The sequence below is a fragment of the Prochlorococcus sp. MIT 1341 genome, from assembly GCF_034092415.1.
In the GTDB taxonomy this organism is placed as follows: Bacteria; Cyanobacteriota; Cyanobacteriia; order PCC-6307; family Cyanobiaceae; genus AG-363-P08.
The window spans coordinates 1,211,988-1,226,982 of sequence record NZ_CP139304.1 but is presented as its reverse complement, the minus strand read 5'-3'; the positions used below and the strand labels follow the sequence as shown (position 1 = coordinate 1,226,982).

Sequence of the window (14,995 nt, the reverse complement as noted above, 5' to 3'; positions counted from 1 at the left end):
TATTAGTTATTTAGAGATTTCATTTGCTATAAACTCTGCAGTGGCTGGAGTTAATAAAATTCCATTTCTGTAATGACCCGTGGCTAAAATTAAACCGGGCTCTAGTTGTTCAAGGATTGGTGCAGATCGATTAATTGGTTTTGCTCTTAATCCGTGCCATTGATGAATGATTTCTTCTGTTTGTATCCATTGTGGCGCTTGGTTATTCAGACAAATCATTTGCTCAAGATATGTAGGTAGTGGTTCTGTATTTCTTTCCAGAGTTGCTCCTATGTAAATTTGATTATCTTGTGTTGGAATTATGTTGACACCATAAATGTTTAGAACAGGTGGTAATTTTAAATATGTTTCATTTGAAAGCGAAGTTTTTATTTCAACAGCTTGTCCTAAGACTGGTTCCAGTGGAATATTGTAACCTAAATCTATAATCAACCCACTGCTTCCTAGCGAGGCACAGATAATTACTTTCTCAAAGGATAGCTCACCAATGTTGTCTAGTTTTAATGACCAATGATTAACTTTACCTGTTACTTGCCTTCTTATGCTGGTTACTTTTGCAGCCAACATGTTTATATTTGTTTTTTTTAAATTATACTTCAAAGCTTGTTGTAGGCCTATGGGATCTATCCTCCCATCATTCATTGATACCATGCCTGTATATTTATTTTGTGGCCATAATTGCTCGTAAAAATACTTTTCTTCTTTATTTAGATGTCTAATTCCAAGGTGTTGACGTGTTTGGATTAATGTTTTTATTCTGAGATCTTCTTTTTCGTTTGTTGCAATCTTAATGAGTGGATTCTCTAATTTTATTTGGAATTCTTTTGTAGTCAGCTCTTTTATCCATATTGGCCAAAGATTTTGACTCCTTTGTCTAAGCTTCCAGGCTCTTCCAGTGCTTCTTTGGAAGACATTTGCCATCAAAACACCTAATGATGCAGTTGTTCCAGATTGACTATTTGACTTGTTGCACTTTTTGCAGATATGTTCGTCAATAATTGCCACATTGTGCCCTAGGTTTGTCAGATGCCATGCTGTACCTAGGCCAATTGAGCCCCCACCAATAATAGCAATTTCTTTGTTCAGTGTGTCGATTCCGGAATGTATCTGTTTATACTATCAATCTTTTGATTGCTTAAATGACCCAATAGATGGTTTGAGTTTTTTTTGAAATTGATTTTACTAATTTACTTCTTTATGTGTCTTATTGTTGGTTTTAGCGTAATTCCCCTTTCTAGTGTGCAATGTTTATAAATAAAAAACTTTTTAGTGACTAAACCTTGGAATAAGTCACTTCGATCTTTAGGTTTCTTCTTTCGAGTAGATTAGTGTGATTATTCGTCGATTAAATGCGAATGATCTAGTGCCTCTAAGCTATGTAAGGCTTTTATTATGAATCAACAGGCTAATCCAACTGGCTTATTTCTTCTATCCATCAAATCTTTTTTAAAGGATGTAAGGGATGCACCACCTCTCATTAATGTCAGATTTTGGTGTTTGTTTCAAGCCGGTTTGTTTTTTTTGCCATCCAGTGCCTTTTTATCAGGTTTATTTTTACTTCCGGCTTTGTTTTATACCACTCCTAGACAATTTAAAAAGTTTTGGAATGACCGATGGAACAAAGCATTCTTCATAATTGCTTTATTGATGCTGTTAGGTATTTTTAGTTCATATACAGGTTGGTTGGCTATTGTTGGATTAGGGAACTGGTTGCCTTTTTTTTGGTTATTCATTGCGGCACAGCCTTTTCTTCTCTTTCCTAAGGCTAGACGACAGGCTGCTGTTTGTTTAGTTGTAGGCACTTTCCCAGTTTTGCTTACAGGCTTTGGTCAGCTTTGGTTTGGCTGGCAGGGACCTTGGGAGATCTTTAATGGTTTAATTGTTTGGTTTATTTCTCCTGGTGGTGAACCTGTAGGTCGATTATCTGGTCTTTTTGATTATGCAAATATTGCAGGTGCTTGGTTGGCTGTAGTGTGGCCTTTTTCTCTTGCTTTACTTTTGCAAGTAAAGATTAGTAGGTTACATCGTTTTTTTGCATTTATTTTTGCAATTTTGATTGTTTGTGCTCTTGTTCTTACAGATTCGCGCAATGCTTGGGGGGGGTTGTTTTTGGCTTTACCCTTTGTAATTGGACCTACGCGTTGGTATTGGTTATTGCCTCTATTGGCATTTATTTCTATGTTTGTAGCTTTTGCTTCTTTTCCTTTAGTTCATCCAAACTTGCAAACTTTTGCCAGAAGATTTGTTCCTGAAAGTATTTGGTCTCGATTAAATGATATGCAATATAGTGATTCCAGAATTTTGGATTCTACGCGCCTTCGCCAGTGGCAAGTGGCCGTTGAGTTCATTACAGAACGTCCTTGGTTTGGTTGGGGAGCAGCAGCTTTTTCCGTTCTGTATCCACTAAGGACTGGCCAGTGGCATGGTCATGCCCACAATCTTCCTTTAGATCTAGCTGTAAGTCACGGTTTACCAGTTGCGCTAATTTTTGTTTTTACTGTTGTTTCCCTCTTAATAACTGCATTGAAAAGAGGGGTTCTTCTAAAGGGGGTGCCTAATGGTGGCAATTTTAATGAGAAGATTTTTGATCGAGCATGGTGGACCGCAGCATTTGTTTTGTTGGCAATGCATGGAGCAGATATGCCCTTTTTTGATAGTCGAATTAATATAGTTGGTTGGATTTTGTTGGCTGGGTTGAGGTCGATGTTATATCCAGGTAAAAAAGAAAACTTGATCAAGTCTTTAAAAGTAGGTGGTGCTCAATAAGTTTTGCTTTGTTTATAGGTCCTTCTAGATGATTCCAGGGAAGTACTTTAGAGGTATCCCATTGATCATGGATTATTTCATCCCAGGCAGGAGGAGGAGGAGGTTCATTGACGGGATAAAAGTGTTTGTTTAGTTCTTGATTAAATGCAGCGTTGAATGCTTTTTTCCATTCCCCTAAACGATTATGAGAACCTCTAATTGCATAAATTACGGGTGCAAGTCTTCTATCTCCTCTTGAAAGAAGCGCCTGGATTAAACTCCATTTATAACTTTCCGGTCTAACTTCAATCCCTTGAGGTCTGAGCACTTTGCTTAATCTTTTAAGTCTTTTATCAGCATTTTTATGAATTCCATACCATTGAAATGGAGTATGAGCTTTAGGAACAAACGTGCTCACACCAAGAGTAAATCTTAGTTGAGATGTTTGTTTTTTGAGTCTGATTAATAAATCAGCTGTTTTTTCTATGTCTTCTTCATTTTCCAAAGGTAGACCAACCATTCCATAAAGCTTTAATCCCTTTAAGCCGCCTAGGTATGTATTTTTTGCGGCATTAAAAATTTCATCTTCATTTAATTTTTTATTTACTATATTTCTGATTTTTTGACTGCCACTTTCTATAGCCATAGTAATAGATTTAGTGCCTCTTTTCGCAAGAATTTTACTTAAATCAGGAGTAATTGTTCCGGCTCTAACCGAACTAACACTAATCCTTGTTTCATCAAATTTATCTTGATTTAGCCATTCCATTAGTTCATTAAATTGAGGGTGTTGAGTAACTGATGCACCTAGTAACCCTATTCGATTTGTTATTTTTAATCCTTTTTCTACGGCGGGTATTAAGCCTTGGTTTAGCGAGCTGGTTCTAAAAGGCAATGTGAGATAACTTGCCATGCAAAATCTACACATTTCCGGGCAACTTCTGACCACTTCAACCATATGTATGTTTGGCCATGCTGCGTCGGGTGTAATAACAGTTGAGTGACTGAGTACATTGCCAAGAAATGTTTGTTTAACAACTTTCTCAGGGATCTTTGGATCTATTGGGCTAATTCGTAATAACGTTCCACTTTTGTCATATTCTGGTTCATAGAACTTCGGTACATATATTCCTGGTATAGCTGTTAAACTATGAAGACGTTCTAATCTTGTTTTATTTTTTGTTGCATTTAAATTGTCAATAAACCTTGGCAATAGCTCTTCTCCATCGCCCATTAAAATTACATCAAAAAATGGAGCCATAGGCTCCGGATTAGCAGTTAAAACTGGTCCACCTCCAAAGACAATTGGGTCTTCTTCTTTTCTTTGATTGCTCCATATTGGTATACCTTCTTTTTCTAATAAATCTAGTAGAATTGGTCCATCAAGTTCCCAGCTAAGAGATAGCCCAAATAAATCACATTTTCTGTGAGCACGTTCTCTCAGATCCGTAAAGAGACGCTTAACGTCTACATCATTTCTTTGTGCAAGTGTTGCCCAAATAACTTGGTATCCAAGACTGGTAATACCTATAGAGTAATTACTAGGAAAAGCAAGTATTACTTTGAGAGCATCTTTGGAAGGGATACTGGGATTAAATAGTAGAGTTTCTTGTTTCAGAGTAATTCCCAGTGATGAGAGTCTAATGCGATAGACTTTTTTCTATTCAAACATTTTAAAGGATTTTATTGTAGATTTACTGAGGTTTTGTATTATTTGATTTGAATTCTATTTTTAATTGTCTTTCATAAATAGATGACTCATTAAATATTCTAGCTACCAGAAAGCTTGTTAGTGTAGCAACTAAAATTGGTTTTAGTATTAGCAAATCTTTTGTCAATGCAAAAGCAAGGAACATGGCAGTTATTGGTGTATGAGAGCAACCTGCTACAAATGCTCCCATTCCAGCAAAAACATACGTACTGGGTACGTGCCCTGTAAGTATCTCAACAATGATTCCAAATGCAAGACCAATCGATCCTCCTAGAGTAAGCATAGGATAAAACAACCCTCCTGGTGCTTTTGAGGCGGCCGCAATGCCACTGCATATAAAAAGAACAATAAAGGTTGTTATTGCCATTTTGATGTCTATACTTCCCAAAGCAATTTTGCTTTGTAGCACAGAAGCTTTATGGAATGTTTCAGGTAGACAAGAGTAAATTCCCCCTAAAATAAAGCCACTTACTACCATTCTAAGGACCAACTTTTTGCCGAAAAATTTATCCCCTTGTTTTTGCATGGTGATTACATATCTGCTATATACCTCAGCTAGTAAACCAGCAACGATTCCTAGTGCTATTAAGTAAATGAAATCGATAGGAAAGAATTCGACTTGCGGTGAATATGTTCGCTCAAGTTGAAAACCTAGTAATTTATTAAACCCACCTTCTGAGTTTCCAAGCCCCATACTTTGCAGTAAATCGGCCCATGAGTCTGCCCAGAATGTAGTAACTATTACTAGAACTAAAATTATAGGTCTAGCAGAATTTAGTAGTTCTTCGATTGCATAAAAGAAACCTCCCAGTGGCGCACTAAAGATTGCAGCAATACCTGCTCCTCCTCCTGCTGCAACAATCACTCTTCGAAAAGCATTTGGTGCTTTTAGCCATTTTGCAAATTGCCAAGCTACAGATCCACCCATTTGTACGGCAGGTCCTTCGGGTCCCAGGGGGAATCCGCTACCAATAGCAATAATGCCTGCAACTAATTTGACTAAACCTACTCGTAATCCCATTGGAATATTACGGTGACGCAGATATCCCATGATTGGAATTACACCCGATCCACTTGCGGCAGGAGCAAGTTTTTTTATAAGCGTTCCAGAAATGAATCCACCTGTAATTCCCAATAGTGGAAGAACTATCCAGGCTGGGAAAATTACTAGAAGCTCTAATCGCCAAGTTTCTAGTAATTTGATTCCACTTTTAAATAGACTTCCTGTTAGTGATGCACCGAGTCCTGTAAGAGCTAATGCTATTGCTATGGCCAGCCATCTTCTACGGAGAAGGCTTTTAATACTTTTATTACTAGATGTTATTGCTAAATTTCTTGTTGATTTAGGAGATTTGTTCATTGTATTTGTTTTTTAGAAGTGATATTATTTTAAGTTAACTATTTTTGCGTCTTCGCAATATTCCGAAAGCTCATTGAAATTAAGATATCTATAAAGTTCTGAGGAAAGCGGGCTGATTTGTTTAGCTGCTATTTGTTGATACTCTGAATTGGTTGGTATGTATCCTAATAATGCACAAACAGCAGCAAGTTCTGCGCTTCCTAGATAGACTTGAGCTCCATTACCCAAACGGTTGTTAAAGTTACGTGTGCTTGTAGAAAATACAGTGCTGTTGTCTTCAACACGTGCTTGATTGCCCATGCATAATGAGCATCCAGGCATTTCCATTTGACTGCCAGCAGCTTCAAATATTTGATAATATCCTTCTTCCTTTAGCATTTCTTCGTCCATTCGTGTAGGTGGGCAAACCCATAATTTTGCTTTATTTTGTCCTTCATTTTCTAGTATTTTTGCCGCCGCTCTGTAATGTCCAATGTTAGTCATGCAAGAACCTATGAACACTTCTTGTATAGGAGTTCCTGCCACTTGATTCAGCAACTTAACATTGTCTGGGTCATTCGGACATGCAAGAATTGGCTCTTTTAATTCATCCAGGTTAATGTCTATTGTTTCTTTATATTTAGCATTTTTATCAGCACTAATTAGATTTGGGCTTAGAAGCCATGTTTCCATTTCTTTTATTCGCCTTTGTAAGGTTCTTGAATCTTGGTAGCCATTTTTAATCATATTTTTAAGCAATGCAATATTGCTCCGTAGGTATTCGCTAACTGTTTTTTCTGACAGTGCTATAGAGCATCCCGCACATGATCTTTCAGCAGAAGCATCGGTTAATTCGAAAGCTTGTTCTAGTTTCAAGTCAGGTAAACCTTCTATTTCCATAATTCTTCCATTAAAAATATTTTTTTTATTTGCTTTTTCAACAGTTAACAAGCCTTTTTCAATTGCAAATAAAGGAATTGAGTTAACTACATCTCTCAGGGTAATGCCTTCTTGTAAAGAACCTCTAAATTTCACGAGAACTGACTCTGGCATGTCAATAGGCATGGCACCGATTGCCGCTGCGAAAGCCACTAACCCAGATCCCCCTGGAAAAGAAATGCCTAGTGGGAAACGAGTATGGCTATCACCTCCGGTGCCAACTGTGTCGGGCAATAACATTCTGTTTAACCAGCTATGAATAATTCCATCACCAGGTCTTAGTGCCACACCTCCTCTATCAGCAAAGAAATCAGGAAGTTCTTTATGTGTTTCTAGATCTACTGGTTTTGGATAAGCGGCAGTATGGCAAAAGCTTTGCATTACTAAATCAGCTGAGAATCCTAGACAAGCAAGTTCTTTCATCTCGTCACGTGTCATTGGCCCTGTTGTATCTTGGCTCCCTACAGTGCTGACGATAGGCTCACAGCTTGTTCCAGGTTGAATCCCAACAAGACCACAAGCTTTTCCAACTATTTTTTGTGCTTGTGTATAACCGTCGATTGGATTTGTTGGTGTATTAGGTCGAATGAATATCTCTGAAGGATTAAGTCCAAGTTTTAAGCGAACTTTGTCAGTTAAAGCTCTACCAATCATCAAGGGAATCCTTCCACCAGCTTGTATTTCATCAGTAATTGTGTTTGGACTTAACTCAAACTTTGCAATAATTTCTTCATTATTTTCAACTTTGGTGATCACTCCCTGTGATGTTTTAATTGTTATTAAATCGCCATTTTTGAGTTGGCTTACGTCACATTCAATTGGAAGAGCACCGGAATCTTCGGCAGTATTGAAGAAAATAGGTGCAATCTTATTAGCAATAATTACACCACCTGAGCGTTTATTTGGGACAAAAGGTATATCTTGACCAATATGCCAAAGCACAGAGTTGATAGCAGATTTTCTAGAGCTTCCAGTTCCAACTACATCTCCAACATATGCAATTGGATTACCTTGTTTTTTTAAAGTCGAAATCATATCAAGACCTTTCGGATACCGTGTCTCAAGCATTGCTAAAGCATGTAATGGAATATCTGGTCGAGTAGTCGCATGAGTCGCTGGAGAGAGGTCATCTGTATTTGTTTCACCATCAACTTTGAAAATACAGACTTGGATTTCTTTTTCTAGGGGAGGTTTGTTTGTAAACCATTCAGCATTGGCCCAACTGTTTATTACTTTCTTCGCAAAGTTATTCGTTTTAGAAAGATCAAAAATATCATTAACTGCGTCATAAACAAGTAATATTTTACTTAAAGCATTACTAGCATATGTTGCAATATTTTTATCTTGATTTTCGAGTAATCCAACAAGTGCTCCCACATTATATCCACCAATCATCGTACCTAGTAGACGGACAGCTTCTAATTGATGGATGGCGGGACTATTTACTTTGCCAGTTGCTACTGCGTTGAGCCATGAGGCTTTAACAAGAGAGGCTTCATCGACTCCAGGTGGAACCCTTTCGGTTAAGAGATGAATTAGGCTCTGGGTCTCTCCATTTTTTGGAGCTTCAAGAAGTTTGGTTAGCTCTTCGGTTTCTTCTGCATTGAGGGGGAGACCAGGAATTCCTAAGGTTTCTCTTTCGGCAGTGAGTTTGTAATAGGTATTTAACATGACGTTTGATGTGTTGCCTTAGTAGTCAGGTCTCTATTCTTCTACGTCATCGATACTTTTTGTATGGATAAACATGCTGAAATGAAATTCATTGATGCTGTTCGCTTGCTCTTTAATTAGCCTAGGGCGTCGAGATTTATGACCAATGACCACCACTTCAGATCTACATGTGGTGGAGACGCGACCTTTGGTGCCACCTGATTTGTTGCATCAAGATTTACCTATTGATGATTTAGCAATCAAAACGGTCTCCACAGCACGACAACGAATTCAAGCAATCATGCGTGGAGAGGATTCACGTTTGTTGGTCATAGTGGGTCCCTGTTCAGTCCATGATGTTGATGCAGCAAAGGAGTATGCCGATCATTTGGATGATTTGCGTCGTTTATATGCTTCTGAATTGGAAATCGTGATGCGTGTGTATTTTGAGAAACCTAGAACTACCGTTGGGTGGAAGGGCTTAATAAATGATCCTCATTTAGATGGTTCTTATGACATAAATACGGGGTTGCGACGTGCCAGGGGGCTGTTGTTGTATTTAGCTCGTAAAGGTATGCCAGCTGCGACAGAGTTATTGGATCCTGTAGTTCCTCAATATATTGCTGATTTAATTAGTTGGACTGCTATCGGAGCTAGAACTACCGAAAGCCAAACTCATCGTGAAATGGCTTCAGGTCTTTCTATGCCAATTGGGTATAAAAATGGTACTGATGGGACTGCGTCGATTGCTATCAATGCAATGCAAGCAGCTTCAAGACCTCATCATTTTTTAGGAATTAATAAAGATGGTAATGCATCTATTATTAGTACAACAGGTAACCCTGATGGTCATTTAGTATTAAGAGGTGGTAAGTCAGGAACTAATTATCATTCAGAGGAAGTAAATCGAGTCGCAAAAGAATTATCGAAAGTTAGATTAGCTGAGAAATTAATGATAGACTGTAGTCATGGTAACTCTAATAAAGATTATCGACGACAAGCGGATGTTCTACATGATGTCTGTTCTCAGATTGAAAATGGTTCTAATTTTGTTATGGGTTTGATGCTCGAAAGCCACTTAGTAGCAGGCAATCAGTCTTTAAAAGGAAACAAGGATGAACTTGTTTATGGTCAAAGTATTACAGATGCATGTATTGATATAGATACAACGGCATCTCTTTTGAAGGATTTATCATCTTCAGTAAAAACTATCCAAGCATAAAATTAATTATTTTATGCTCCTTGAAAGAATACCCAACTAAATGCTACAACTAAAGGAACTAAAATATTATCGAGTCCGTATTGTCCTACTTGTTCAAGTGTCGTTGCAAGTAGAGCTATAATGAGGATGTCTGAAAAGCTTAAGGAAAAACCTGTGTAAATATTGATTAACAATAAAATTAGAAAAGACACTATAAACATAGTAGAAGTTCCAAGTAATGATTTTTTTTGATTCAATATTTGCCAACGATATGAATTAATATTGGAGCCAATTAACCCTGCTAAGCCATCTCCAAAGGCCATAACAAGTACTCCGCTACTTACAGCTGCTGCATTGTCTGGCCACATGTAAAATAATAGAATAGTTATAGCTGCTCCGTATCCAATTGTTCCGAAACTTTTACGGTCTATATCCTCTATAGCAGGTATTATTCTAAGTTGCTGATTAATCAATAAAGTGATTGTAATTAAACATGAAAAGGTTAGTGCGACATCCTTCGGAATGCCTAAAAACCATGCCATGGGAATTACAGGACCGTTACCTATATGGACAATTTTTCTACTTAGTTCTTTTTTATTTGGCCAAATTTTACGACAAAGGATTGCTAGCGAGATGATAACAGCAATCCAACTTCCAATTAGGCCTAGAGAAAGAATATTCCCCAAGACAATTATGCAGCTTGTTGATGGTTGGTCATTACACGTAGTTTGATAATTGCCTTGGCTTCTAATTGCCTTACTCGTTCACGTGAAACATTGATTTGTCTGCCTATCTCAGCAAGTGTTAAAGGTTCTTCTCCATCTAGACCAAACCGTAATCGAAGTATTTTTTGTTCTCTTTCATTTAATTGGGATAGCCATCCACCCAAATGTTCTTTTTGAATACTTCTATCCATTCCTTCCATAGGCTCGGTGCCATTTGGGTCAGGAATAAGTTCTCCCAAAGTACTTCTATCCTCTTCACCCCGGGCATGGGCATCTAGTGATGAACATGGAGCACTTTGTGCGACAAGATCTTCTAAATCTTGAGGTTCGATACCCATTGCATGTGCAAGTTCTAGCCGATTTGGTTGACGCCCGAATCGATGGGACAATTCTCTAGAGATGCGTCGCATTTTGGAAAGCTTTTCACTGATGTGAATTGGCAGACGAATGGTGCGAGCACTGTTATCTATTGCCCGAGTCATTCCTTGTCGAATCCACCAATAGGCATAGGTCGAGAATTTGTAGCCCATGGCTGGATCGAATTTATCAACAGCACGTTCTAGGCCAATAGCTCCTTCCTGTACTAGGTCAAGCAGTTCAAGTCCTTGGTTTTGATATTTTTTGGCAACACTAACTACAAGTCGAAGATTGGCGGCCATCATTCTGTCCCTTGCCCGTTTGCCCATCCTGATTTGGTGCCGTTGTCTGGGTGTATGTTCTTCTTTTGGTGATTGAAGAAGTTCTTTCATAGCTTGCACATGATGTGCAAGCTCTATCTCTTCTGCTGCTGTTAAGAGAGGGACTCTGCCGATGCTGCTTAGATAAAAGCCAATAGCATCTGTAGCCAGTCGTCCAGTTTGTTTGTTAGTTGTTTTTTGTGTTTGTTTGGGTAATGAGCTTTTATTGGTGTCCGCTTGTTTGTCTGACGATAAAGTCGAATTAGCCTTTTGCTGAGCAGAAATGCTCTTAGCAGATTTCAGAGGGATCCCCATCACCCTGTCCTCCTTAAATTAGATTTGGTTGAAATTTAGCACTAACTTACAAATTGAGCAGAATAGAATATGAAATCTTTTGGTAGTCCTATGGCTAAAAAACTTCAGGTTCTTTGATAGGTATAAAACGCAACCTATAGGTTTTGGTCTAGTTTTTCAGACTTTTTCAAAAAGCTATTTTATCCCTTTTTTATTAAATTCCTTTCTGAGGACATTCTATAGAGTTTCCCAAAAGGCTATCAATTCATCTTGCGCTCTGTATTGTTGTCCTTTTGCTTTTCGTTGCACAAAGGTGCCATCATTCTGCATGTCCCATGCGGCACAGTTGTCATTCAGGTATATCGCTAGAAGTTGTTCAATACGTTTTAAGAGTAAAGTATCTTCAATGGGTGTAACAGCCTCAATTCTTCTATCTAAATTACGTCGCATAAAGTCTGCACTACCTATATAAGCTTCTTTTTCTCCACCATTGTAGAACCAAAATATACGCGAGTGTTCTAGGAATTGCCCGATGACACTGATCACTTGAATATTCTCACTTAGACCTTTTACACCTGGGTATAAACAACACATCCCTCGAATGATTAACTCTATTTTGACTCCTTCTTGAGAAGCTTCATAGAGAAGATTTATGATATTAGGGTCTACTAATGAATTCATCTTAGCTCTAATTACTCCACCTTTACCTTCCTTATGGTTCTTGATTTCTCGATGGATTAACGTTTCTATACCTTTTCTCAGGCTGACGGGGGCGACAAGCAACTTGCGAAATGTTTGTTGTTTAGCAAAGCCAGTCAAGTAGTTAAATAGCTCAACTAAATCTTTACCCAGATCCTCTCTAGCAGAAAGTAAACCTAAATCTGTGTATAGTTTTGATGTTTTGCAATTGTAATTACCTGTTCCAATATGTACGTAACTTTTTAATTTATTGCTTTCATTCCTGATCACTAATGCGATTTTTGTGTGGGTTTTAAGGCCCACAACCCCATAAACAACATGAACACCTGATTGTTCTAGTTGTTTTGCCCATTGAATATTGTTATCTTCATCAAAACGTGCCCTTAATTCTACCAGTGCCATAACTTGTTTGCCACTTTCGGCAGCTCGAATTAAGGCTTTAATAACTTGAGAGTCTTTTGCAATTCTGTACAACGTCATCTTGATTGCTAAAACATCTGGGTCTTCAGCAGCTTGATTTATAAACTCTTCTACAGAGGTAGAGAATAAATCATAGGGATGATGTAAAAGAATATCTTTATTTTTGATTATTGAGAAGATATCTTTGAATTCATCTTTATTGCTAGATGAAGTTTCAAGCTTCCCAGTTTGACTATGTTTCAGTGGCTTACAGGTTTTGCCGACATGATGCTTAAATTTAAGCCTATGATTAGATATAGTTGACAATTCAAGTAGGTCATCGAGACCTAATATTGTTTTTGTCATATATACGTCTTCTTCTTTAATAGACAACCCTTTTATTAACATATTTAGAATTTCTACGGGTATTTTATCTGACACTTCTAGCCTTACAATCTCACCACCAAGCCTACGCTTCCGAAGACCTTCTTCTATTGCAATCATTAGGTCATCAGCTTCTATATCTCTGAGCTCTAAGTCTGCATCACGAGTAACACGAAAAAAATAGTGTTCTTTTATTTTCATTCCTGGAAAAAGCATTCTTAGATTACAGCCTATGATTTGTTCCAGAGGTATTGTTATTAGCTCAGCGTTTGAAGTTGATTTGTCTAGGTCTGTAGGTATTGAGATAAATCGGCTTATGCTTTTCTGAGGTATTTTTACTCGAACAAATTGTTCTTGATCTTTTTCTGGATCTATGATAATTGCAGCTACATTTAGGCTGAGGTTGCTTACGTAAGGAAATGGATGAGCGGGATCGACTGCTAGAGGCGTTAGAACAGGAAAAATTTTTGTCTTAAAATAACTGTTAATCCAACTTGTTTGAATTTCATTCAAGTCTTCATAGTCTACTATCAAAATTCTGTTTCTTCGAAGTTCATTCTTTAGATAATCATGATAATGATTGGCTTGTAATTTTAGAATTGGTAAAAGTCTTTTTCGGATTTCTTCTAATTGTTCTGATGCAGTTCTACCGTCTTCACTCAGTTTGGTGATCCCTGCTTCAACTTGAGACTTTAAAGAAGCAATCCTTACCATAAAAAATTCATCAAGATTATTGCTAAAAATTGCACTAAATTTTGCTTGTTCAATAAGAGGTGTTTTGATATCTAGGGCTTGGGATAAGACACGAAAATTAAATGAGATCCAACTCAATTCACGATTTATATACCCTTTTCGTGTTTTATCAGTGTTAATCATTTTAGGAAGTAGGTAGGCAAGACCATCTATAAAAATTTTGAGATGTAATTTTTTGTTTTGATGCGCAGACCCTTCTATATTTTAATCAGGAGATACTGTTTTGTGCGTTTCTCTGCTGACTAGTGGTATTACGATCATGACAACAATAGAAGCCCCTATAAAAGGGCTGCTTTTTCCCAAAATATCATAACTAAGCCCAGCTAACGCAGGTCCTATAAAGCTTCCAAGGCTTTGCAGAGCTTGTAAGCTTCCTAAGGCTGTACCTTGTCCTTCTGTGTCGAGCTTACGTGAAACTAAACTTCTTAGGCAAGGAGTAACGAGTCCGGTACCGAAAGCAAGTATTCCTACTGCAATAAATATGCTTGTGCTACTTTGCCCTTCTTTTGTAAGTGCAATAATTATAGCTCCAATTATTACTAATCCTAAGCCAAAAAGAGTTAATTTTCTTTCTTTAAATTTTTTCACCAATGGACCAATTAGTCCACCTTGAACAAAGGTTGCGACTATTCCAACAATTAAGAATGCGGTTGTTGATAGCTCTGGACCCCAATTTAATTTTTCTTTGAAAAATAGAACTAAGATTGCAGTAAATCCATTAAAAGCTAGAAAAAAAAGAAAGAAGGCTAACGATAGTTTTCCTACATGAGGATTAAGCATGATTCGCTTTATTTTCGTGAATGGATTCAACTTTCTTTTTTGAGGGATAGATATTCTTGATTCTTTGGGGTGTGTTTCAGGAAGAAATTTAAGAACTACTGCAAGGTTTACTAGTGCAAATCCAGTTGCTACCCACACTGGGAGAGTTACTGATTGCTGAGCCAGCTTCCCTCCGAGAAAAGGTCCAAGAATAAATCCAAATCCAAAAGCAACTCCAATAAGCCCAAAAGCTTTCGCACGTTGTTCAGGAGGGCTAATATCTGCTAAAACAGCACTTGCTGTAGCAGCAGTCCCGCCACTAATCCCGTCAATTAACCTTGCACTAAATAAAAGTATTAGAGGAAGAAATGATTCAGGAGGCCATTTTAAACTAATAGTTAATGCAAATAATCCTAGTCCTATGATTGATCCCGTGACACAGCTTGCAATCACAGGTTTTCTGCCGAAACGATCGCTTAATGCCCCAATTAGGGGGGTTGCTGCGAACTGAGCAAGAGCATAGCTACCTGCTAGTAAGCCTAAGGTGCGTCCATCTGTTTGAAAATTTGCAAGAAGAAATGGCAAAAGAGGAAACACGATGCTTTCTCCAAGCCGGTCATTTAGCAAAGTAAGAAATGTGCTAATGACGATAGGGAATTTTGTCTTCGTCACTTCTATTGATGACTGGTTGAGTCGTTTATAGATTTAGCTATATTTTCG

General features: G+C 37.8%; 10 protein-coding genes. 2 read left to right on the top strand and 8 right to left on the bottom strand.

Annotated features, from left to right (window positions below; genetic code table 11):
• Positions 1-6: 6 nt before the first annotated feature.
• On the bottom strand, positions 7-1,065 hold the full coding sequence (locus tag SOI84_RS06220; protein WP_320675392.1) for an FAD-dependent oxidoreductase: 1,059 nt from the start codon (positions 1,063-1,065) through the stop codon (positions 7-9).
• Between the two features lie 327 nt (positions 1,066-1,392).
• Here SOI84_RS06220 and SOI84_RS06215 point away from each other — a divergent pair, with 327 nt between their 5' ends.
• Positions 1,393-2,766: an O-antigen ligase family protein gene (locus tag SOI84_RS06215; protein ID WP_320673697.1), complete on the top strand. Its 1,374-nt coding sequence runs from the start codon at positions 1,393-1,395 to the stop codon at positions 2,764-2,766.
• Here the strand turns inward: SOI84_RS06215 and SOI84_RS06210 are convergent.
• From SOI84_RS06210 to acnB, 3 genes are all read right to left on the bottom strand, one after another.
• Positions 2,735-4,303 (bottom strand): radical SAM protein, encoded by a 1,569-nt coding sequence (locus tag SOI84_RS06210; RefSeq protein WP_320675391.1) that lies wholly within the window; start codon positions 4,301-4,303, stop codon positions 2,735-2,737. The two genes, SOI84_RS06215 and SOI84_RS06210, sit on opposite strands and share 32 nt — an antisense overlap.
• 136 nt (positions 4,304-4,439) lie before the next feature.
• Complete coding sequence (locus tag SOI84_RS06205) at positions 4,440-5,816, bottom strand: ClC family H(+)/Cl(-) exchange transporter (RefSeq protein ID WP_320673696.1); 1,377 nt, start codon at positions 5,814-5,816, stop codon at positions 4,440-4,442.
• 24 nt (positions 5,817-5,840) lie between these two features.
• On the bottom strand, positions 5,841-8,405 hold the full coding sequence (gene acnB / locus SOI84_RS06200) for a bifunctional aconitate hydratase 2/2-methylisocitrate dehydratase (RefSeq protein WP_320673695.1): 2,565 nt from the start codon (positions 8,403-8,405) through the stop codon (positions 5,841-5,843).
• A gap of 145 nt (positions 8,406-8,550) precedes the next feature.
• On the opposite strand from acnB, the gene SOI84_RS06195 reads away from it, so the two are divergent.
• Positions 8,551-9,606 carry a 3-deoxy-7-phosphoheptulonate synthase gene (locus SOI84_RS06195; RefSeq protein ID WP_320673694.1) on the top strand — a complete coding sequence of 352 codons (1,056 nt, stop codon included), beginning with the start codon at positions 8,551-8,553 and terminating at the stop codon, positions 9,604-9,606.
• An 11-nt stretch (positions 9,607-9,617) separates the two neighbouring features.
• Here SOI84_RS06195 and SOI84_RS06190 read toward each other — a convergent pair whose 3' ends face one another.
• From SOI84_RS06190 to SOI84_RS06175, 4 genes are all read right to left on the bottom strand, one after another.
• A complete protein-coding gene (locus tag SOI84_RS06190) occupies positions 9,618-10,271 on the bottom strand; it encodes a dolichol kinase (RefSeq protein ID WP_320673693.1) in 654 nt (217 codons plus the stop codon).
• A 5-nt stretch (positions 10,272-10,276) separates the two neighbouring features.
• On the bottom strand, positions 10,277-11,302 hold the full coding sequence (locus SOI84_RS06185) for an RpoD/SigA family RNA polymerase sigma factor (protein ID WP_320673692.1): 1,026 nt from the start codon (positions 11,300-11,302) through the stop codon (positions 10,277-10,279).
• 216 nt (positions 11,303-11,518) lie between these two features.
• Positions 11,519-13,639 carry a polyphosphate kinase 1 gene (ppk1, locus tag SOI84_RS06180; RefSeq protein WP_320673691.1) on the bottom strand — a complete coding sequence of 707 codons (2,121 nt, stop codon included), beginning with the start codon at positions 13,637-13,639 and terminating at the stop codon, positions 11,519-11,521.
• Between the two features lie 81 nt (positions 13,640-13,720).
• Positions 13,721-14,947: an MFS transporter gene (locus SOI84_RS06175; RefSeq protein ID WP_320673690.1), complete on the bottom strand. Its 1,227-nt coding sequence runs from the start codon at positions 14,945-14,947 to the stop codon at positions 13,721-13,723.
• Positions 14,948-14,995 lie beyond the last annotated feature (48 nt).